20 protein-coding genes are annotated in these 20158 nt (G+C 71.5%); 13 read left to right on the top strand and 7 right to left on the bottom strand.

Annotated features, from left to right (window positions below):
- Window positions 1-91: 91 nt before the first annotated feature.
- The 6 genes from QWI33_RS27315 (at window position 92) to QWI33_RS27290 (ending at window position 7451) form a co-directional block, all read left to right on the top strand.
- Entirely contained in the window at window positions 92-1288 is a 1197-nt protein-coding gene (locus tag QWI33_RS27315; protein ID WP_289959855.1) for a sensor histidine kinase, read from the top strand.
- Entirely contained in the window at window positions 1285-1962 is a 678-nt protein-coding gene (locus tag QWI33_RS27310; protein WP_289959854.1) for a response regulator, read from the top strand. The genes QWI33_RS27315 and QWI33_RS27310 overlap by 4 nt, the downstream gene beginning before the upstream one ends.
- 240 nt (window positions 1963-2202) lie before the next feature.
- Window positions 2203-3642: an alpha/beta hydrolase family protein gene (locus QWI33_RS27305; protein WP_289959853.1), complete on the top strand. Its 1440-nt coding sequence runs from the start codon at window positions 2203-2205 to the stop codon at window positions 3640-3642.
- Between the two features lie 199 nt (window positions 3643-3841).
- Window positions 3842-5383 (top strand): amino acid adenylation domain-containing protein, encoded by a 1542-nt coding sequence (locus QWI33_RS27300; protein WP_289959852.1) that lies wholly within the window; start codon window positions 3842-3844, stop codon window positions 5381-5383.
- On the top strand, window positions 5380-6672 hold the full coding sequence (locus tag QWI33_RS27295; protein ID WP_289959851.1) for a ferredoxin reductase domain-containing protein: 1293 nt from the start codon (window positions 5380-5382) through the stop codon (window positions 6670-6672). The genes QWI33_RS27300 and QWI33_RS27295 overlap by 4 nt, the downstream gene beginning before the upstream one ends.
- A gap of 14 nt (window positions 6673-6686) precedes the next feature.
- Window positions 6687-7451: an enoyl-CoA hydratase-related protein gene (locus QWI33_RS27290; RefSeq protein ID WP_289959850.1), complete on the top strand. Its 765-nt coding sequence runs from the start codon at window positions 6687-6689 to the stop codon at window positions 7449-7451.
- Between the two features lie 32 nt (window positions 7452-7483).
- Here the strand turns inward: QWI33_RS27290 and idi are convergent, their stop codons facing one another.
- The gene (gene idi, locus QWI33_RS27285) at window positions 7484-8032 is read right to left on the bottom strand and encodes an isopentenyl-diphosphate Delta-isomerase (protein ID WP_289959849.1); all 549 of its coding nucleotides are present in this window, start codon (window positions 8030-8032) and stop codon (window positions 7484-7486) included.
- Between the two features lie 139 nt (window positions 8033-8171).
- Between idi and QWI33_RS27280 the strand changes: the two genes are divergently transcribed.
- Window positions 8172-8672: a DUF4395 domain-containing protein gene (locus QWI33_RS27280; RefSeq protein ID WP_289959848.1), complete on the top strand. Its 501-nt coding sequence runs from the start codon at window positions 8172-8174 to the stop codon at window positions 8670-8672.
- A gap of 2 nt (window positions 8673-8674) precedes the next feature.
- Here the strand turns inward: QWI33_RS27280 and QWI33_RS27275 are convergent, their stop codons facing one another.
- Together QWI33_RS27275 and QWI33_RS27270 are read right to left on the bottom strand one after the other, a co-directional pair.
- Window positions 8675-9349: a DUF6766 family protein gene (locus tag QWI33_RS27275; protein ID WP_289959847.1), complete on the bottom strand. Its 675-nt coding sequence runs from the start codon at window positions 9347-9349 to the stop codon at window positions 8675-8677.
- A 99-nt stretch (window positions 9350-9448) separates the two neighbouring features.
- Complete coding sequence (locus QWI33_RS27270) at window positions 9449-9847, bottom strand: hypothetical protein (RefSeq protein ID WP_289959846.1); 399 nt, start codon at window positions 9845-9847, stop codon at window positions 9449-9451.
- A 121-nt stretch (window positions 9848-9968) separates the two neighbouring features.
- On the opposite strand from QWI33_RS27270, the gene QWI33_RS27265 reads away from it, so the two are divergent.
- Both QWI33_RS27265 and QWI33_RS27260 read left to right on the top strand, forming a co-directional pair.
- Window positions 9969-11351 carry a cellulase family glycosylhydrolase gene (locus QWI33_RS27265; protein ID WP_289959845.1) on the top strand — a complete coding sequence of 461 codons (1383 nt, stop codon included), beginning with the start codon at window positions 9969-9971 and terminating at the stop codon, window positions 11349-11351.
- Between the two features lie 139 nt (window positions 11352-11490).
- Window positions 11491-11955, top strand: a complete 465-nt coding sequence (locus tag QWI33_RS27260; protein ID WP_289959844.1) for an SRPBCC family protein — start codon at window positions 11491-11493, stop codon at window positions 11953-11955.
- Between the two features lie 60 nt (window positions 11956-12015).
- On the opposite strand, the gene QWI33_RS27255 is transcribed toward QWI33_RS27260, so the two are convergent.
- The 4 genes from QWI33_RS27255 to QWI33_RS27240 form a co-directional block, all read right to left on the bottom strand.
- Window positions 12016-12873, bottom strand: a complete 858-nt coding sequence (locus QWI33_RS27255; protein WP_289959843.1) for an arylamine N-acetyltransferase family protein — start codon at window positions 12871-12873, stop codon at window positions 12016-12018.
- A 94-nt stretch (window positions 12874-12967) separates the two neighbouring features.
- Window positions 12968-13627, bottom strand: a complete 660-nt coding sequence (locus tag QWI33_RS27250; RefSeq protein ID WP_289959842.1) for a response regulator — start codon at window positions 13625-13627, stop codon at window positions 12968-12970.
- Window positions 13624-14772 (bottom strand): sensor histidine kinase, encoded by a 1149-nt coding sequence (locus QWI33_RS27245; RefSeq protein ID WP_353895564.1) that lies wholly within the window; start codon window positions 14770-14772, stop codon window positions 13624-13626. Before QWI33_RS27245 ends, QWI33_RS27250 begins: the two co-directional genes overlap by 4 nt.
- The gene (locus tag QWI33_RS27240) at window positions 14769-15605 is read right to left on the bottom strand and encodes a CPBP family glutamic-type intramembrane protease (RefSeq protein WP_289959841.1); all 837 of its coding nucleotides are present in this window, start codon (window positions 15603-15605) and stop codon (window positions 14769-14771) included. Before QWI33_RS27240 ends, QWI33_RS27245 begins: the two co-directional genes overlap by 4 nt.
- Before the next feature lie 204 nt (window positions 15606-15809).
- On the opposite strand from QWI33_RS27240, the gene QWI33_RS27235 reads away from it, so the two are divergent.
- The 4 genes from QWI33_RS27235 to QWI33_RS27220 all read left to right on the top strand — a co-directional run bounded on the left by QWI33_RS27235 (window position 15810) and on the right by QWI33_RS27220 (window position 20048).
- Window positions 15810-16946 carry an epoxide hydrolase family protein gene (locus tag QWI33_RS27235; RefSeq protein ID WP_289959840.1) on the top strand — a complete coding sequence of 379 codons (1137 nt, stop codon included), beginning with the start codon at window positions 15810-15812 and terminating at the stop codon, window positions 16944-16946.
- Window positions 16947-17114: 168 nt separating this feature from the next.
- Entirely contained in the window at window positions 17115-18569 is a 1455-nt protein-coding gene (locus QWI33_RS27230) for a hypothetical protein (protein WP_289959839.1), read from the top strand.
- Entirely contained in the window at window positions 18557-19675 is a 1119-nt protein-coding gene (locus tag QWI33_RS27225) for an ARPP-2 domain-containing protein (protein ID WP_289959838.1), read from the top strand. The genes QWI33_RS27230 and QWI33_RS27225 overlap by 13 nt, the downstream gene beginning before the upstream one ends.
- A 73-nt stretch (window positions 19676-19748) precedes the next feature.
- The gene (locus QWI33_RS27220) at window positions 19749-20048 is read left to right on the top strand and encodes a hypothetical protein (protein ID WP_289959837.1); all 300 of its coding nucleotides are present in this window, start codon (window positions 19749-19751) and stop codon (window positions 20046-20048) included.
- Window positions 20049-20158: the final 110 nt, after the last annotated feature.

The following is a 20158-nucleotide window of genomic DNA, read 5'->3' as shown; positions in this document are numbered from 1 at the left end:
GGTGCACTACCGCGGTTGCGGTAGCCGCGGCGCGCACGGCTACTGCGCATGGACGATGACCTGGGAACTCGCTCGCGCGTACGATTTCGGCATGGCATGGGGGAAGGTCCGGGCGTGGACCCGCAGGCACGCGGCGCTCATCGACGCGGTCGTCGCGGTCGCGTTCGTCGGGCTGTTCTTCCTCGGGTACTTCCGCGGCGACGAGGACCACGGCCCGCCCATCGAAAGGGTCGATTTCGCGGCGGCGGTGCACGTCGTCGCTGCCGCGACGGCGCTGTTCGCGCTCGCGATGCGCCGGCGCTGGCCTGAGCGGCTGCTCATCCTCGACACGGCGGTCTCGATCGGGATCATGGCCGCCACCGGCTACCGGCACCCGCTGCTGATCGTGACCTGGCTGATCGTGGCCTACACGTTCGCGCGGCGCACGAACCGGGGCCGGGCGTGGCTCGTCGCGGGCGCCTGCATCGCGGCCATGTTCGTCGCCGCAGGCCTGTTCGGCGGCAGCGGCTGGATCGCGCCGGACGCCTTCGGCGTCGCGGCCTGGTCGATCGCGATGGTGGCGATCGGCGACGCCACCCGCAGCCGCCGCGCCTACATCGACGAGGTCGAGGAGCGCGCCCGCCGTGCCGAGGAGACGCGTGAGGAGGAGGCCCGCCGCCGCGTCGCCGAGGAGCGGCTGCGCATCGCCCGGGAGCTCCATGACGTTGTGGCCCACCACATCGCGGTGATCAATGTGCAGGCCGGGGCGGCCGCGCACGTGCTCCGGACCCGGCCGGAGGCGGTCGGGCCCGCGCTGGCGCACATCCGGCGGGCGGCGGACACGGTGATGCAGGAGCTCGGCTCGGTCGTCGGCGTGCTCCGCGGCGACGACGGCGGCGGGCTCGACGAGTCCACCGAGCCGACCCGCGGCCTGGCCCGCCTCGCCGATCTGCTCGACTCCTTCGCCGCGTCGGGCCTGCAGGTCGAGCACCGCCAGATCGGTGCGGCGCGGGACCTGCCCGCGGTGGTCGACCTGGCGGCGTACCGGATCGTGCAGGAGTCGCTGACGAACGCCCACAAGTACGGCACCGGCCGGGCGAGCCTGGCGATCACGTACGCGCCGGACGCGGTCCGGATCGAGGTGGACAACGCGATCGCCGAGGACGCCTTGCCGGGCGGCTCCGGGTACGGTCTCGTCGGGATGCGCGAACGGGCCGCCGCCACGGGCGGCACGGTCACCGCCGAAGCGGCGGGGGGACGCTTCGCCGTCCGCGCCGCGCTGCCCGCCACCGCGAAGGAGACGCCGTGACCATCCGAGTCCTGCTGGCCGACGACCAGGCGCTCATCCGCGCGGGCTTCGCCCTCATCATCGGCTCCGAGCCCGATCTGGAGGTCGTGGGGGAGGCCCGCAACGGCCGCGAGGCGGTCGAACTCGCCCGCTCCGAGCGGGCCGACGTGGTCCTCATGGACATCCGCATGCCCGAGGTCGACGGGATCGAGGCCACGAAGCGGATCGCGGCGGACGAGGACCTCGCGGGCGTGCGCATCCTCGTCCTCACCACGTTCGAGAACGACGACAACGTGGTCCTCGCGCTGCGCGCCGGGGCGAGCGGGTTCCTCGGCAAGGGCGTCGAGCCGGCCGACCTCGTGCGCGCCATCCGGGTCGTCGCCGGCGGCGAGGCGCTCCTGTCGCCCAAGGCGACCCGCAGCATGATCGGCCGCTTCCTCTCCCAGAACGGGCCCGGCCCCCTGCCGAGCCCCGAACCCCTTGCGGCCCTGACCGAACGCGAACGCGAGGTCCTCGCGCTCGCCGCGCACGGGCTCTCCAACGACGACATCGCCGCGAAGCTCTACCTCTCGCCGCTCACGGCGAAGACCCACGTCAACCGGGCCATGACGAAGCTCGGCGTCCGCGACCGCGCCCAGCTCGTCGTCATCGCCTACCAGGCCGGCCTGGTCCGGCCCGGCGACCCGCTGCCATAGGGCCTGTCCTGCGAATCAGCGCTGCGTTGTCGGGGCGGCTGCATACCGGTGTCGTACGCGGCCGCTCCCCCCGCCTGGCGAGCGAGCGAATGGACTCGGATACCGCCGCTCCCTGATCCGCAGGTCACGCCCGGGCGCGATGACGCGGCGCCGTTCGCCGCCGCCCGACCCGGATCGGCCGAAGGACCGAGGTCCGGGACCGAACCCGGCCGAACGGCCGAAGCCCCGGGGCCCTGCCGGGTGTCAGCATTCACCGGTGAACTGCACCGCGGCAAGCCGATGACCGGACCGGTCCCGGGACTGAGCATGTCCCCCTTGGAGATCCTGGCCGTGCTCGGCGCGGTCGCGGTCGTGCTCGCGCGCTGGCTCCCGCCGCGCACCCGCAGGCCGGTCCTGTACTCGGGCGCGGCGGCGGTCGCCGTCGCGGGCGTCGGCCTCCTGCTGACCGGGCTGCGCTGGCAGATGGTCCCGGTCCTGGCGGTCTCCGCGCTGGTCCTGGCCGTCGCGGCAGCGCGGCGGCGGCGCGGCCGGATGCGCCGGTGGATCGCGATACCGGCCACGACTGCGTGCCTGCTCGCCCTCGCCGCCACTCCCGTGGCGACCTGGGCGCTGCCGATCCCGGTCTACCCCGAGCCGACGGGGGAGTACGAGGTCGGCGCGGCCGTCTTCGAGTGGACCGACGAGACCCGCGCCGAGCCGTTCACCGCGGACCCGGACGACCACCGCACGGTCGTCGTCCAGCTCTGGTACCCCGCCGACGCCGCGGCGGGCGCCGAGCGCGCCATCGGCGGCAGGCCCACGCTCGAAGAGTCCCAGGCGATCACGCAGGCCTCGGCCGAGTGCTTCGGCATCCCCGGATTCCTCCTCGCGGACGCCGCCGCGGCCCCCTCGCACGCCGTCTTCGACGCGCCGGTCGCCGCCGGGTCGGAGCGGTACCCGGTCATCGTGTTCTCCCCGGGCCTGAGCGCGACCCGCACCGCCAACACCGTCCTCGCCGAGGCATGGGCGAGCCGCGGCTACATCGTCGCCACCGTCGACCACCCCCACGACGCCGCCATGACCTATGTAGATGGTGAGCCGGTCTACTCGCGCAACGCCCTCACCACTGCCGACGAGGCCGAGATCGCCGCGATCAACCGGGCCAACATCGAGACCCGCAGCGCCGACCTCAGCTTCGTCCTCACCCGGCTCGACAGCCTGCCGGGCGACCTCGCCGCCCGCATCGACACCGGCCGCGCCGCCGTCGCCGGCCACTCCCGCGGCGGCGCCGCGGCCCTCGCGGCACTGGCCGCCGACCCCCGTTTCGACGCGGCCGTCCACATCGACGGCGGCCTGGAGCCGACCCTCCCGCCCGGGCCCTTCACGCAGCCGGTCCTGTCGGTCACCAGCCCCGTCTCCGCCGCCCGGAACCCCGACTACCTGCCGACCCTCGATGCCGCCCTCGCGTTGGGCGCCAACGAGACCTACCGTCTCGAGCTGCCCGAATCCGGCCACTTCTCCTTCACCGACGCGGCCCTCTACTTCCCGCCCGTCCCGTCGGCCGTGGGCACCATCGGCCGCACCGAAGGACTCCGCGCCACCGCCGACGCGACCACGGACTTCCTCGACGCCACCCTCCGCGGCGAATCCATCGATCTTCTTGCGGCCCTAGCGCACCACGGTGACCTCGCGGTTCATTAGCGGGACCGGCGGCGGCACCGGCCCGCCCGGCTTGGGAAGCATTGACTTGATATTGATTGAAATCTATACTATCTCTCGTGTGAGCGCTACCACACTGAGTGCGCGCACGATCCGAAAGGGTTGGGATTCAAGCACAACGCACCGAAACGGCGGGTGAACCATGCCTACAGTCGACTACAGAACGCAACGAATCGACTACGTGAAACGAGCGAGCGGCCGCGACCAACCGTCTGCATTGGACGAACGGGACGCGCGCCTGTTCCGCCGGTTCGGCTGGGGGCCCGCCCGGGCCGTTCCCCGAGTCGCGATCCACGAGATGATCGAACGGCACGCGGCCGCGAGGCCCTCGCTGACGGCCGCCGAGCACGGCGGCGAGCGCATCACCTACGGCGAGCTGGAACGGCAGGCCAACCGGCTCGCCGCCCTCCTCATCCATCGCGGCGTCAGCCCCGGCGACCGCGTCGCGCTCGTCGTCCGCCGCGGGATACCGATGATCATCGGCATCCTCGCGATCCTGAAGGCCGGCGCGGCCTACGTCCCGCAAGACGCCAAGATGGTCCGGAACCCGGCACTCCGGCACATCCTCGCCACCGCGGACTGCACGATCGTGCTCACGCAATCCGATGCGCCCGTGGAACTCCCGCCCGGCGTCCTCGGCATCGACATCGACCGGGCCCGCGCCGAAGCGCCCGACGCCCCCGCCCCGCGCATCGCCCACGACCCCTCGCGGGCCTGCTACATCCTGTTCACCTCGGGCACCACCGGCACCCCCAACGGGGTCGCGGTGACGCACGCGAACCTCGCGAACCTGCTGCTCACCGAACCCGGCGACCTCGGCATCCGGCCCGGCACTACCGTCGGCCAGATCCTCAACATCGCCTTCGACATGGCCGCATGGGAGATCCTCGGCTGCCTCTCGCACGGCGGCACGCTCCTCATCCGCGGCGACGACATCGCCGCGACCGCCCGCCGGGTGAACGTCCTGATCGCGACCCCCACGATCCTCTCCCGCATCGAACCCGAAGCGTGCGAGCACCTCCGGACCGTGGCCGTCGCCGGCGAGCCGTGCCCCGGCGCCCTCGCCGACCGGTGGGCCGCGCGCAGCGCCTTCTACAACGGCTGCGGCCCGACGGAGACCACCATCGTGAACACGATGCAGCGCCACCGCCCCGGCCTGCGGCTCACCATCGGCAGGCCCACGCCCAACAACACCGTCTACATCCTCGACGAGCACCGCAACCCCTGCCCCATAGGGGAAGTGGGGGAGATGTGGGCGGGCGGCGACGGCGTCTCCGCCGGCTACCTCGCCAACCCCGGGCTGAACGCCGAGCGGTACGCGCCCGACCCGTTCCTCGGCGGCGGGCGCACGATGTTCCGCACCCGCGACCTGGGACGGTGGACGCGCGACGGCGAACTCGAGCACTTCGGGCGCACCGACGACCAGGTCAAGGTCCGCGGCTTCCGCGTCGAACTCGACGCCGTGTCCGCCGTGCTGGAAGGCGTCCCCGGCTGCGTCCGGGCCGCCACCGTCAAGCTCGACGACCGCACACTGGCCTCGTTCGTCCAGCCCGCCCAGGTCGACCCGGCACTCGCGCGCAAGACCGTCGCGGAGGCGCTGCCGTACTACTGCGTCCCCGAATCCATCCATATTCTGGAAGCGCTCCCTCTCACCGACCGCGGCAAGATCGACAAGACGCGCCTCCTGCGGCTCGCCCGCCTCGGACGGGAGGCCACGGCATGACGCAGCTCAAGTCCGAGGTCAGCGACGACGTCGACCTCCCGCCGCTCCTCCCGCTCGCGCGGCGCGCCTTCAAGCACCCGCTGCTCATGCACTTCAACCGGCTCGCCGCCGGAGTGGTCGTGGTGAACCTCGCGGTCCTCATCATGGCGGTGCCCGACGGCGTCACCGCCGAGTTCGCCTCGCGCGCAGCGCTGTGCAACTTCGCCCTGGCGGTGCTCATCCGCCGCCAGCGCCTCATCAACCTGCTCTTCAAGATGGCGACCGCCGCGCCGGTCACATGGCCCCTTCGGGTGCGCTGGACGCTGGCGAAGGTGTACCACTTCGGCGGCCTGCACGTGGGCGGCGCGCTCGCGGGCTCGACGTGGTTCGCCGCGTTCGTCGTCCTGGCCACAGTGGAACGTGCGCCTGCGGACGTGCTCATGCTCGCGTACGCGCTCGTCGGGATCTTCGGCGCGATGCTGTGGACGACGATCCCGAAGCTGCGGGCGAAGCACCACGACCGGTTCGAGCTCACGCACCGCTTCGGCGGCTGGCTGTCGCTGGTCCTCCTGTGGTGGATGACGATGCTCCAGATCGGTCACAGCGGCGAGCCGGTGCTCGCGGTACTGGAGTTCTGGGTGCTGGTGGTGCTCACTATCGCCATCGTCGCGCCGTGGACGCGCCTGCGCCGCGTCCCGGTGGACGTGAAGCGTCCGTCCTCGCATGTGGCGATCGCCCGGTTCACGCACGGCCGCAAGCCCTTCGCGGGGTCCTCGACGGCGATCAGCCGCTCGCCGCTGCGGGAGTGGCACTCGTTCGCGAACATCCCCTCGCCCGACGAGCACGGCTTCCGGCTGACGATCTCCCGCGCGGGCGACTGGACGGGCCGGTTCATCGACGACATGCCCGGCCACGTGTGGGTCAAGGGCATCACGGTCGCGGGCGTCGCGAACATCGAGGTGCTGTTCCGGAAGGTCGTGTACGTCGCCACCGGCAGCGGGATCGGCCCGTGCCTGCCGCACCTGCTGGCGCAGGAGGTGCCGGCGCTCCTGGTGTGGTCGACGCGCTCGCCGCGGGACACGTTCGGCGACGAGCTGGTGGACGAGATCCTCGCGGTCCAGCCGGACGCGCGGATCTGGGACACCGCGCAGCGCGGCAAGCCGGACATGGTCGGTCTCGCCGTGGCCGCCTACCGCGACTTCGGCGCCGAGGCGGTCATCTGCATCTCCAACAAGAAGCTCACCTGGCAGGTCGTCCACGGCCTCGAACGCCGGGGCATCCCGGCGTACGGCGCCATCTGGGACTCCTGAGAAAGGAAGACGACATGCGACTGAAGATCGAACGCATCGGCCGGGTGGTGCGGGTGCGCCTGCACCGGCCGGAGGTCCTGAACGCCCTCGACGCCGCGCTGATGACCGAGCTGGTCGAGGCGCTCACGCCGCTCGACGCCGATCCGGGCGTCGGCTGCTTCGTGATCACCGGCTCCGAGCGGGCCTTCGCGGCCGGCGCCGACATCACCGAGATGTCGGGGAAGTCGGCGGCGGACATGCTGGCGGAGGACTACTTCGCGGGCTGGGAGGCCTTCGCGGCCCTGCGGACCCCGAAGCTCGCCGCGGTCGCCGGGTACGCGCTCGGCGGCGGCTGCGAGCTCGCGATGATGTGCGACATGATCATCGCGGCCGACAACGCGAAGTTCGGGCAGCCCGAGATCACCCTCGGCGTCATCCCCGGCATCGGCGGCACGCAGCGGCTCACGCGGCTCGTCGGCAAGGCCAAGGCGATGGACATGATCCTCACCGGCCGGCTCATCGACGCGTCCGAGGCCGAGCGGATCGGCCTGGTCTCCCGCGTGGTCCCCGCCGACCGGCTCGCCGACGAGGCGGGCGAGGTCGCCGAGCAGATCGCCGGGTTCGGCAAGCTGGCGGTGACGGCCGCCCGCGACTGCGTCGACCGCGCCCTCGAGACCGGCCTGAGCGACGGCATCCGGTACGAGCGCCGGGTCTTCCACGCCCTCTTCGCGACCGAGGACCAGAAGGAGGGCATGCGGGCGTTCAAGGAGAAGCGGAAGGCGGTCTTCACCGGCAAGTGACCGCTCGAGGGGCGCCGCGAGCGCGGTGCCCCTCAGCCGTGCAGCAGCCGCTCCACCGATCCCCACCGCTCCAGTTGCGCCACTTGGAGGCGCGACCAGGGCGAGAGGTCCGAGTCCGGCCGCAGGGCGCGGGCGACGTACGCGGGCCAATCGATCCACTCGAAGTCGCCGACCTCCGCGGCGTCGGGTGCGGGATCGCCGTCGATCCGGCCGAGGTAGACCGGGCAGATCTCGTTCTCGACCACCCCGTCGGACTCGGCCCGGTACCGGAACGTGGGCAGTGCGCACACCAGGTCCCGGACCTGGACGCCCAGTTCGGAGCGCATGCGCCGGTCGACCGCGGCCTCCATGAACTCCCCGGGTCCCGGATGCCCGCAGCACGTGTTCGTCCACACCCCCGGGAACGCCCGCTTCCCGTCGGCGCGGCGGGTCGCCAGCAGCCGCCCCTCGGCGTCGAACCCGTAGCAGGAGAACGCGAGATGCAGCGGCGTCTCGGCGCCGTGCACCCGGTCCTTGCGTTCGGTCCCCGTCGGTGTGCCGTCCTCGCCGAGCAGCACGACCATCTCCGTCGCTTCCCCCACACACGCCCCCGTAGTCGATCGGGCACCGATCGTATCGCGCCGCCGCAGGCGCCGCCTCCGCCAAAATGGCCACGCCCGCTTGACGGCGCTAGCATTGGCCGCCTTGCCCCGATTTCGAGCCCGCCGAAGGACCCGCCGCATGCGCCTGTTCAGCTTCCCCAACCCCGTGAACGAGGTCTCCGCCCGCCTCGTCGCCGGCGGCGTGGTCGCCATGAGCGCCGCCGCGCTCGCCTTCCAGCTCGAATGGCTGGTCGCGGTCATCGCGCTCGGCTTCATCGCCCGCGTCGCGACCGGCCCCACCCTGAGCGTCCTCGGCCAGTTCGTGACCCGGGTCGTCACGCCCCGGCTCCCCGCCGCCCCCAAACCCGTCCCCGGCCCGCCCAAGCGCTTCGCGCAGGGCATCGGCGCGGCCTTCTCGGTGGCCTCGGCGCTGCTGCTCCTCGTCTTCGACCTGGACGCGGCCGGCTGGATCGTCCTCGCCGCCCTCACGGTGGCCGCCGCCCTCGAGGCGTTCTTCGCGTTCTGCCTGGGCTGCAAGATCTTCGCCCTGCTCACCCGCGCGGGCCTCATCCCCGACACCGTCTGCGAGGCCTGCAACGACATCACGGCCCGCACCGACGCCGCCCTCGAACGCGTCTGACCTCAGCCCGAGGTCTCGGTCGTCTCGTGCGAGGTGCCCACGGGCTTCGACTCGGGTGAGCCGCGCTGGCGCAGGTACACGCTGAGCACGGCCAGCGAGCCCACCGCGAGGAGCTCGGACTGCCAGTTCTGCAGCGTCCGGTTCCAGAACTCGCCTGAGCCGACGTAGCCCGCCCAAGTGACGGGGTCCTGCAGTTCGGCGATCTGCTCGGCGTTGTACACGCTGAGGCCGCTCACGGACTGCGCGAACCACGAGAGCAGGAAGATCACGGCCATCGCGATGCCGAGCGAGCGCGAGAACAGGGTGGTGCGCCACCCGCCCGCCTTGGCCCACTGCGGCGAGTCCTCGTCCGCGTAGCGCCCGACCTTCTGCTCCTTGTCGGATTCGAGGCCGACCTCGCCCACCGGCTTGGACTCGGGCGAGCCGCGCTGCACGAGCCAGACGGTCGCGAACACGTACAGGAAGAACTGCAGGTACTCCGACTGCCAGTTCTCCGCGACGTTCACGGCGAAGTCGCTCGAGACCACGTACTGGAGCAGCGAGAGCTCCCGGCCGCCCTGGGCGAGCTGCCGGTGGTTGAAGTCGGACTGCCCGGCGAACGCCTGGCCGACCAGCGCGGCGAGGAACATGGCGCCGAAGCCCAGGCTCAGGCCGTTATCCCGCAGGAAGCGCTTCATCCTCTCCTCCTCACAGGCGCATCAGGCCCACGGCGATCACGTACGCGAGCCCGCCGAAGATCACGACCAGGTACGTCCAGAACAGCCACCGCCGGTCCATCAGCCGCCCACCTCGCACCGGTAGGGGCGCTCGCCCTGCGGTTCGCAGCCGGCGGCGACCACCTTCCAGCCGTCCTCGAGTTCGACGAGGAACAGCACGTCGGCACCGGTGCGGACCTGGGCGCGGTCGCCCCACACCTGCACCTCGTCGACCGCGCCGCTCGGCAGCGCCCGCACGTCCAGGGAGGCCTCGCAGGGCTCGCCCTCCGAGGCGGCCACCGATGCCGCGGTCTCGGGGGCGAGCGCGGCGCACGCCGCGGCGGCGTCACCGCCCGCGACCGCGTCCGAGAACGCCGCTGCAGCGACGGAAGCCCCGGACTCGCGCTGGTCGATGCCGCAGGCCGAGGCTCCCGAGAGCAGTGCCAGGCCACAGGCGGTGGCCAGCGTCTTCCGAAGCATCCCCCAGTTGTTCCCTTTGCGAGTCCCGGGCAAACCGGGGCAGGAGTCCCCCTTGACGCCACGCGAAGACATTGACAGACTCCGATATGAATAATGGGAGCGGTCCCGAGGAGAGGCAGACATGCAACCACATCGAAGGCGAAAACTCGTCGCGATCATCGGCGCGGCCGCGGCGGCACTCAGCGCCGGCGCGATCACCATCGTCGCGTCCCAGGGCGCGAACGCCGCCGCGGGATGCGAGGTCGACTACAACGTCGTCAGCAGCTGGGGCTCGGGCTTCCAGGCGAACATCAGCATCACCACCGACCAGCCGCTCAGCGACTGGACCGTCGAATGGGACTTCACCAGCGCTGTCTCCGGCATCAGCGCCTGGAACGTCACCGGCCAGACCCTGAGCGGGTCCCACTTCACCGCGTCCGACGCCGGCTGGAACGGCAGCATCGCCGCCGGCCAGACCCGCGAGGTCTTCGGCTTCACCGCCTCCGGCCCGCCCGGCGACATCGAGGCCGCCGAAGTCAACGGCGTCCTCTGCGGCGAAGGCGGCGGCGAGCAGACCACCGAACCCGAGCCCACCGAGACCGAGCCGACCGAGCCCGCCCCCGACGGCACCCCCGTCGAGGAGCACGGCAAGCTCCACGTCTGCGGCACCCGGATGTGCGACGCGCAGAACGCCCCCGTGCAGCTCCAAGGCGTCTCGAGCATGTGGCTGCACTGGCAGACCCAGCCGTACGCGCAGAACCTGCAGGGGCTCGAATGGATGCGCGACAACTGGAACCTCGAGGTCTTCCGCGTCGCCATGGGCGTCGAGCCCGAAGGCGCCTACCTCGACGACCCGAACCGGTGGAAGTCCGAAGTGGAGAAGGTGATCGACAATGCGGCCACCGCCGGCGTCTACGTGATCGTCGACTTCCACGCGCATGAAGCGCACCTGCACCAGGCCGAGGCCGTCGCGTTCTTCAGCGACCTCGCCGAGCGCTACGGGCACCTGCCGAACATCATCTGGGAGCCCTACAACGAGCCCCTCCAGGTCTCCTGGACAGGCACCATTAAGCCCTACCACCAGGCCGTCCTCGCCGCGATCCGCGAGCACGACCCGGACAACGTCGTCGTCCTCGGCACCCCCAGCTGGTCCCAGGACGTCGACGACGCGGCGGCCAGCCCCGTCGCGGGCACCAACCTGATGTACACGCTGCACTTCTACTCGTGCACCCACACCGGCTGGCTGCGTGACACCGCCGACCGCGCGATGGACGCCGGTATCGCCCTCTTCGTCACCGAATGGGGCGCCAGCGCCGCGGACGGCGGCCTCGACGGCCGGGTCTGCCTCGACGAGGCGCAGCGCTGGACCGACTGGATGGCGGCCAACGGGATCTCGTGGACCGCTTGGAAACTCGACGTCGGCACCGACTCCACCAACCTGCTCTCCTCGGGAGCGCCGGTCACGGGAGGGTGGGACGACTATGTGCGCGGGCACGCGCCCTTCGTGATCGAGAACATCGACTGAACCGATGCGAGGCGGCCCGGACCCGGTGGTCCGGGCCGCCCGCTCGCGCGTCGCCATGTGTCGGGTCGGCCGTCACGGGTATCCGCCAGAGGACAGGTGCAGCGAAGACGCTCGCCGCGACCGACGAAGGAGCAATGCCTTGAGCACCATCACCGAATCAGTCGACGTGCACGTCCCCGTCTCGCGGGCCTACAACCAGTGGACGCAGTTCGAGTCGTTCCCCAACTTCATGGACGGGGTCGAGAACGTCCGCCAGCTCGACGACACCCACACGCACTGGGTGACGAAGGTCGGCGGCGCCACCCGCGAGTTCGACGCGACCATCACCGAGCAGCACCCGGACGAACGGGTGGCCTGGCGGTCGATCAACGGGCCCACGCACGCCGGCGTGATCACGTTCCACCGCCTCGACGACGCCACCACCCGGGTCACGGCCCAGATGGACATCGACCCTGAGGGGTTCGTCGAAGAGGCCGCCGACAAGCTCGGCATCATCGACCGCAAGGTCAAGGGCGACATGAAGCGCTTCAAGGAGTTCATCGAGGAGCGCGGCGCCGAGACCGGGGGCTGGCGGGGCGACATCGACCCGCCCGGCACCATCTAACGACGCACGAACGGCGGGGTGCGGCAAGGACGAAGCCTTGCCGCACCCCGCCGTTCGCGTTCAGTCCTGTTCGGACAGCTCGGTCAGCCGGCGCACCAGCAGCTCGGACTCCTCGGCGTCCACGCGGATGCCGAAGACGTCGCCGAGGAGCTTCGGGACGTCCTGCGGCGGGACCGACTCCTTGTCCGCGGTGCCGCCGGGCAGCTCGGTCGTCCAGGTGAGCGCGTCGAGGGTGTCGAGCCGGTCGGTGCGCATCCGCTGGACGAACGGGCGGATGACGAACGGGGAGCGGTCGTTCGAGGCCACGAAGTGGTTGCCGACCGCGAAGTCGACGGGGTACTGCGGATGCTCGGTGAAGACCTGCCGCAGTTCCCAGCCTTCCCGCCCGGCCGTGCCGTCGCCGAGCTGGTGCACGGCCCAGCCGGGCGACCCGTGGGTGATCTCCTGCCACCGCAGCAGGTACGGCCACGGCCCCGCCTCGCTCATCGCGCCGTCGGCCAGCTCGATGGGTTCCAAAGGGCTGGCGCCGAAACCGACGTCGCTCAGCCAGCGCGCGCCGTCCAGGTCCACGAGGAGCATCGCGTGCGTCGCCGGGCGCGGCTGCTGCGGGGCCGCGCCCAGCTGCACCCGGGCCGATACGGCGGTGAAGTCGAACCCGAGCCGCTCCAGGGCCGCGGCGAAGAGCGTCACATGCTCGTAGCAGTAGCCGCCCCGGCCGCGGCGTATCAGCTTGTCCTGCAACGAAGGAAGGTCGAGCCGGACCTTCTGGTACAGGAAGCCGTCGAGCGTGTCCCATCGGACGTGGAGCACATGCGCGCGCTGCAGGGCCCGAAGCGTTTCCAGGGTCGGCGTGCGGTCGCCCTCGTAGCCCAGGAAGCCGAGATAGGCGTCGAGATCGAGATCCTCGCTGTTCCACATATGCGGGGCAACACTCCCGCCGCGCGTCCCTATTCCGCTCGGATGCCGCCCGGGCCGCACGTCACTTCTCGCGCCCGCCCCTCGGCCGTCCGGGTCAAGAGACCAGGCCGTGCCGGTGGGCGTAGACGACGGCTTGGACGCGGTCGCGCAGGCCCAGCTTGGTCAGGATGCGCGAGACGAACGTCTTCACGGTCTCGGGGCTGATGACCAGGGCCGCGGCGATCTCGCGGTTGGAGCGGCCGTCCGCGATGAGGCGCAGGACCTCCAGTTCCCTCGGGGTGAGCGGATTGCCGGGCGGCGTGTCGTCGGCGGGCCGGATGCGCGCGGCGTACCTGCCGACGAGGGCGCGCGTCACGCCCGGATCGAGCAGCGCCGCGCCGGTCGCGACCGTGCGGATCCCTTGCAGCAGTTGCGAAGGCGGCGCGTCCTTGAGGAGGAACCCGCTCGCACCGGCCCGCAGCGCCTCGTACACGTACCGGTCGAGGTTGAACGTGGTGAGCACCAGGACCTTGACCGGGTCGTCCACCGTCGCGCCCGCGATCCGGCGGGTGGCCTCGATGCCGTCGAGCACCGGCATGCGCACGTCCATGAGCACGACGTCCGGGCGCAGGCGCTCGGCCAGGTCGACCGCGGCCCGGCCGTCGCCGCACTCGCCCGCGACCTCGAGATCGGGCTGCGCGTCGATGATCGTGACCAGGCCGGTGCGGATGAGCATCTGGTCGTCGCAGACCAGGACCCTGATCGGGGCGGTCACGACGGGTTCCCTGCGGGGATGCGCGCCCGCACGGTGAATCCGCCGCCCGCCCGCGGGCCCGCGTCGAAGTCGCCGCCGAGGAGGTCGACGCGCTCGCGCAGACCGGCGAGGCCGCGCCCGCTCCCCGCCAGGTTCGACGCGGTGGCCCCTTCGGTGCTGACCTCCACGGTGATGTCGCCGGCGCGGTGGTGCACCCGCACTGCGGTGGGGCTGCTGCGGGCGTGCTTGACGGCGTTGGTGAGGGCTTCCTGGACGACCCGGTAGGCCACCAGGTCGGCGCTGCCGGTGTCGCTCGCGGGCGTGCCCTCCTCGGTGAACGCCACCGGCTGCCCGGCCAGGCGGGTCTGCTCCACGAGGGTGAGGAGGCGGCCGACCGCCGGCGTCTTGGGATCCGCGCCGTGTTCAGGATCAAGCAGGTCGAGCAGGTGCCGCAGATCGGTGGTGGCGCGCCGGCCCGTGTCGCCCACGGCCTGCAGCGCCTGGTCGAGGCGGTCGGGCGCACCCGTGAGGTACCGGGCGGCCTCGGCCTGCACGACCATCGCCGTCACATGGTGGGCGACGACGTCGTGCAGTTCGCGGGCGATATGGGTCCGCTCGGCGGCGCGCGTCGTCTCGGCGACGCGGCGGCGCTTCTCGGCCTCGGCCGCCCGGGTGGCCCGCAGCCAGGCCCCCGCGCCCCAGCAGGCGGCCAGCAGCAGGTAGAACGTCGCGAATCCGCCCACCCCTTCGGCCGACCCGAGCCGGACCAGCCCGATTGCCAAGCCGCCGTAGGCGATCGAGAGGAGGACCATGGCCGTCTTCCGGTACCGCTCCAGGTGGGCGCCGGAACTCAGCAGGGCGATGGCCAGCGCCGTGCTCGCCACCAGGTGGTAGCGGCCGAGCGAGGCCAGGACGAACCCGAGCGACACCAGCGCCAGGCACACGCCGGGCCGGCGCCGCCGCACGGCGAGCGGGAGGCATTCGAGCGCGAGGACGCCGAGGCCGAACGCGTCCAGCGGCCGCCCGGGGAGGTCGCCGAGCTGCGTCTCATGGCCGCGCAGGAGGGGCAGGAACGACGTGGCGGCGAACATCAGCCCCAAGGGGAGGTCCCGAATCGTGACGTCGACTCGCCGCCACTGCTCCGGGATCCGCCGGAGATCCATCACCGGGGCAGTGTAGCCGCGGCGCCGGCCCGCTCGGCGCGTCGGCGCATCGGCACGATGCGGCCGCGCCGCTTGGCGATCCAGAGGAACACGACCATCAGGAGGGTGCCGAAGCCCACCGCGTAGACGCTGCCTTCAGGGCCGAACGAGCCGCCGCTGACCAGGGTCGGACCAGAGGTGGCGGCGTCGAGCAGGCCCTGCGGGGTGCCGTTGCCGGAGACCTCGGTGCTGAAGAGCGCGGACGCGGCGACGTTCCATCCGAAGTGGAGCCCGATCGGCAGCCACAGGCTGCGAGTGGCGATATAGGCGGCGCCGAGCATCCCGCCGGCCTCGATCGCGATGGCGGTCGCGCCCCACAGGGTGGCGTGCGGGTTCACCAGGTGTATGAGTCCGAACACGATGCTCGTGGACGCCAGGGCGATCCACGTGCCGAAGCGCCCTTCGACGATGCGGAGCAGCACCCCCCGGAAGAGCAGTTCCTCCGTGACGGCGGCCGCGGCCATGAAGCCGATCAGCCCCATCGCCCCGGCAGGCGACCCGATACCGTCCACTGTGTAGTTACCGAGGAGCGCGATGTTCGCGATCACGGCCCCGAACATGGCGACGCCGAGCACCGTCCCCAGCCCGACCGCACCGAACGCACCCGGCCCCGCCAACTCGACGACCGCGCGGCGTTCGGTGCGCCGCACCACCCACCGGTAGACGAGCACCGCGACCGCGCTCGTGACGAGGCCGACGATCAGCACCAGCCACGGCCGCCCTTCGAGGACGACGACGGCCTGGCCACCGATGAAGGTGACCGCGCCGACGGCGAGCAGCTGCCAGACGAGTCTCATGACGATTCCTTCCGCAACACCGCGGCGGGGGCGCCGCGGCTGCGGTGAACGCTACGGACCGCAGCCCCCGGCGCCGTCCCCGTGCAGTGGACACTTCCGCGTAGCTCCCATGGGGGACAAACCCTTTCACTTGCCGAATCCGGTGGCGACCCCGCGGCGGCTCTGATTGCATGGAACCCGAGAACGACCACCGGAAGGAACGCCATGGACCCGATAGCCGACTTCCAGATCAACGTCCCCCAGGCGGCGCTCGACGACCTTCGCGAACGGCTGCGCCTCACACGCTGGCCCGCCGCGAGCCCCGAGCCGGGCTGGGCCTCCGGCGTCCCCGTCCTCTACCTGCGCCGCCTCGCCGACTACTGGCTGCACGACTACGACTGGCGGGTCCACGAAGCGGCACTGAACGCCTACCCGCAAGGCCTCACGGAGATCGACGGGCAGCGCGTGCACTTCCTCCACGTGCGGTCACCCGAACCCGATGCGCTGCCGCTCGTGATCACGCACGGCTGGCCCGGCTCGATCGTCGAGTTCACGCGCATCCTCGGGCCCCTGACCGATCCCCGCGCCCACGGCGGCGATCCCGCCGACGCCTTCCACGTCGTGGCCCCCTCACTGCCCGGCTTCGGCTTCTCCACACCGCTGTCCGCACCCGACTGGGACCACGCCCGCATCGCCCGCGCCTGGCTCACACTGATGGACCGGCTCGGATACGACCGCTTCGGCGCGCACGGCGGCGACACCGGCTCGAAGGTCTCCCCGGCCATCGGCCGCCTCGCGCCCGACCGGGTCGTCGGCGTCCACATCAACGGCGGCCTCGAACTCCCCACGGTCGACGACCCCGACCTCGACGACGCCGAACTTGCCCGCCTGGAGAGCGTGCGGGACCTGGTCCGCCACGGCACCGGCTACGCCGACCTCCAGTCGACCAAACCGCAGACGCTCGCCTACGCGCTCAACGACTCTCCCGTCGGCCAGCTCGCCTGGATCGCGGACAAGTTCAAGGACTGGACGGACCCGGCGGCCGAACTCCCGGAACAGGCCGTCGACGTCGACCAGCTCCTCACCAACGTGACCCTCTACTGGCTCACCGGAACCGGCGCGAGCTCGGCCCACCAGTACCGGGCCGTGCGCGACGAACCGGACGAAGGCGGCCCCTCCGGCGTTCCGACCGGCGTGGCCGTGTTCCCCAACGACCCGGCGATCCGGCGCCTCCTGGAACGCCGCCACCGCATCGTGCACTGGTCCGAGTTCGACCGAGGCGGCCACTTCGCGGCGATGGAAGCCCCCGACCTCCTCGTCAACGACCTCAGAAAGTGCTTCGGCCCCTTGCGAAACCACTGAGACGGGCTCCTATTCGATGGCGACGCATGGGGAGCCGCCAGTAAGGTGAGCATTGCCGACCGCGGGACTCGGGTGCGACTCCCGGATCCGTTTCTTAAGCGTCATTTCGCCTTCGTGCCTCTCATTCCCCGGTCGGCGCCCCCACCCCTCGAACCCCCGGACACCCCCATGGAACTCCTCGCCGACCGCGCCGCCGCGGAGGACGTGCTCCTGTTCGTCAACGCCGCGATCGCCTCCACCGGCCAGCGCGAGTTCCACTCCGACGCCGACGCGCAGCAGTGGTCCATGGAGTTCCTGCACGAGTACATGCTCGTCAACTACCGGGACCTGTACGCGGCCACGCTCACGCTCGGCGTCAACGACCGCAACGCCGCCGCGATCATCCTGCGGCTCCTGCAGACCGGCCGCGACGCGAGCCCCGCGCAGCGGTCCGTCGAAGGCCGCCTGATCGCCAAGGCCCTCACCGGGCTCCCGACCCACCGGGTCTACCACCTGTTCACGGCCCTGCGAAAGGCCCGCGTCAACAACCGCCGGACCCGCGCGATCATGCGCGAATGGCTCACCGCGCGACCCGACCCGGCGTTCGAGGCCGTCAAGTACCGGTCCGCATTCCTCGGCGCAGTGCGCCACGCGCACCTGAAGACCGATGACCTGCCGGGCGAAGAACTGGACGCGTTCCTCTTCAACTGGCATGCGGCGGGACGCTTCCGCACCCCGCTGTTCGAGACCTGGCGGCGGGCCCACTTCGACCGGCGGGCCGTGTTCGACCTTCCCTACACCGTGGCCGAAGGCTTCGCCGCCGGCCACCGCATCACCCGCGCCGAATTCCTCGAGAAGATCGCCCCGCAGCTCACCCGCAACGAGCGGCTGCGGCTGCAGCGCTCGGCCACCCGGGCGGGCGCGCTCGGCGTGGCCGCCGACGTCGCGGACCTGTCGCGAATGCCGCTGACCCGCCTCGCCGCTTACGTGTTGGCACTGCCGGTGGAGGAGCGCGAGCAGCGGCGCCTGGAACTGACCGACGCACTCCGCGCGGCGGCCTTGCGCGTGGCCGGACTGCGGGCCGGCACCTGGGGGCGGGTCTCGGCCGTGCTCGACGACAGCTACTCGGCGAGCGGCTCGAGCGAGAAGCGGCGCCGACCCCTCGTCGTCGCGCTGGCCGCGCACTTCCTGCTCCGCGAACTCGCCGCCGATTACCGTCCCTTGTGGTTGTCAGGCGGCGAGGACCCGCTCATGGTCCGCGCCCGCGGCGTCACCGCGCTCGGCGAGCGCCTCCTCGACGGGCTCGAAACCCGACCGGACCTGCTGGTCGTGGTCTCGGACGGGTGGGACAACGCACCGGTCGGCATGGCGGCCGAAGTGCTGCGCGTCTGGCAGGAGCGGCTCGATCCCGCGGGGAAGACCGCTGTGGCCCATCTGAACCCGGTGTTCGACGCCGCCGGATTGCAAGTGCGCCGCCTCTCGCCGACCACCCCCACCGTCGGCATCCGCGACGCCGAGGACCTGCCCGAGCTCGTCGCCTTCGCCCACTTCGCCACCGGCCGCACCGGGATCGCTGCACTGCGGGCCTACATCGATGCGCGGGTGGAACACTGGCTCGCCGAGGAGACGCCTTGCACCGCTTGACCTTCGACGGCCTCCAGATCCGCCCCGACCAAGTGTGGGGCGGCATTCGGCTCGTGCCGCTCGTCCGCGACGAGCCGATCACGTCGCTGCGACTGCACCCCAGCGGGTTCCCGGTCGACGACTCGTTCGATGCGTACGAGCCGTACTGCTGCTATACGCCGCACGGCCTGACCGCCGAGTGGACCGACGACGGCACCGCCGTGCCCGCACTCGGCACCGCACTGCGCATGCCCGCCAGGACAGTGCGCAAGTCCCGGCGACCTGCGACGAAACTCGAGCGCCGCACCCGAGTGCACTTCGTCCCGCACCAGACTGCGCTGGAAGCGTTCCTGCCGCTCACGTTCCGGGTCCCTTCGATCGCCTGGCAGGAATGGTCGACCCGCGCCTTCCGCCGCGGCCTGCCGCGCCAAGACGACCCCCGGTACAGCGGCTTCGACGTCGAAGGGCTCGCCGACGCCCTCCGCATCTTCGAACTCCACCCTGGACAGTGCGGCGTGCTCGTCTACGTCGCCGACGCGCTCGCCTCGGCCATCGTGACCCCGCACCCGGACGACTACCGGGCCCTGCACCCCACCCTCATCGAAGACGGGTTCGGCGAGCTCATCTGGCGATACGCCCACCTCTACGACGCAAGCCCGGACTTCCGCCCCCACCTCGATGCGAGCACCATCGACACCATCGCCGACCTGCGCACCGCCATGGACGCCGCGCTCCAGGAGTGGGCCGACTTCCACCAGCACGTCATGGCCGCCGGCCTCCTCGACGCCGAGTACGTCTTCACCGCGGACTACCAGATGGACCGGTACACGCTCCGCAGGTTCCGCCCGCACTTCATACCCGGCCGCGAGACCCACGTGGGCGAGGCCATCACCGACGACGAAGGCCGACTCGCCTACCTGCGCACCTTCCGCCTCTCCGAGACCCAGTCCCGCCGAGGCCGCCTCCTGCGAACCCTCTCGGACCACGACTGGAACCTGGAAGCCACCGCCGCCGCCATGGGCCTCGTACTCCCCGCCCTGATAGCCCGCATCGACGCAGCCGGCTACGGCACTCTCCTCCGCCAGGACGTGATCGACCACTTCCGAGCCAAGAAGCGCACCCCCTGAGCGCCGCGCACACAGCGGAGCCGGCACCCCGGCTCCAAGTGCTCACGTGCAAGGGGCTCTTAGGATGACGCCCATGTCAGTGAACATTCATCTGCAGCTCAACGTGGACAACCTGGAGTCCCCAGACGAAGCCGACCGCATCGGAGCGGCGGTGAACCTCGTTTTGAAGGACCACGGGATCGATTCGTGGATGGTGGTCCGCGTCCGCCACGAACCGCCCTCCGTCGGCGCGCGCAGCGCGCCCCACCCGATCATCGTCCGCGGTTTCGGCACGTGGAGCACGCAATTCGAGAGCGACATCGAAACCTCGCTCCACGCCATCGCTCCCCATGCCCGCATCGACCTGGAGTGGGGCTACCCCGACTTGGATTGACGCACCGGCGGCAACGCGCCGGGGCAGCCACCGGAACCGCTCGGGGGCCGATGTACGGCCGTCCGATCCGTTCCCGGCAGCCTCGGCGAAACCGCCCGGGCGGACTTCGT

It is taken from the genome of Glycomyces tritici, from assembly GCF_030403505.1.
The sequence above is the reverse complement of the archived record's forward strand: the minus strand, read 5'-3'. Positions and strand labels throughout refer to the sequence as shown.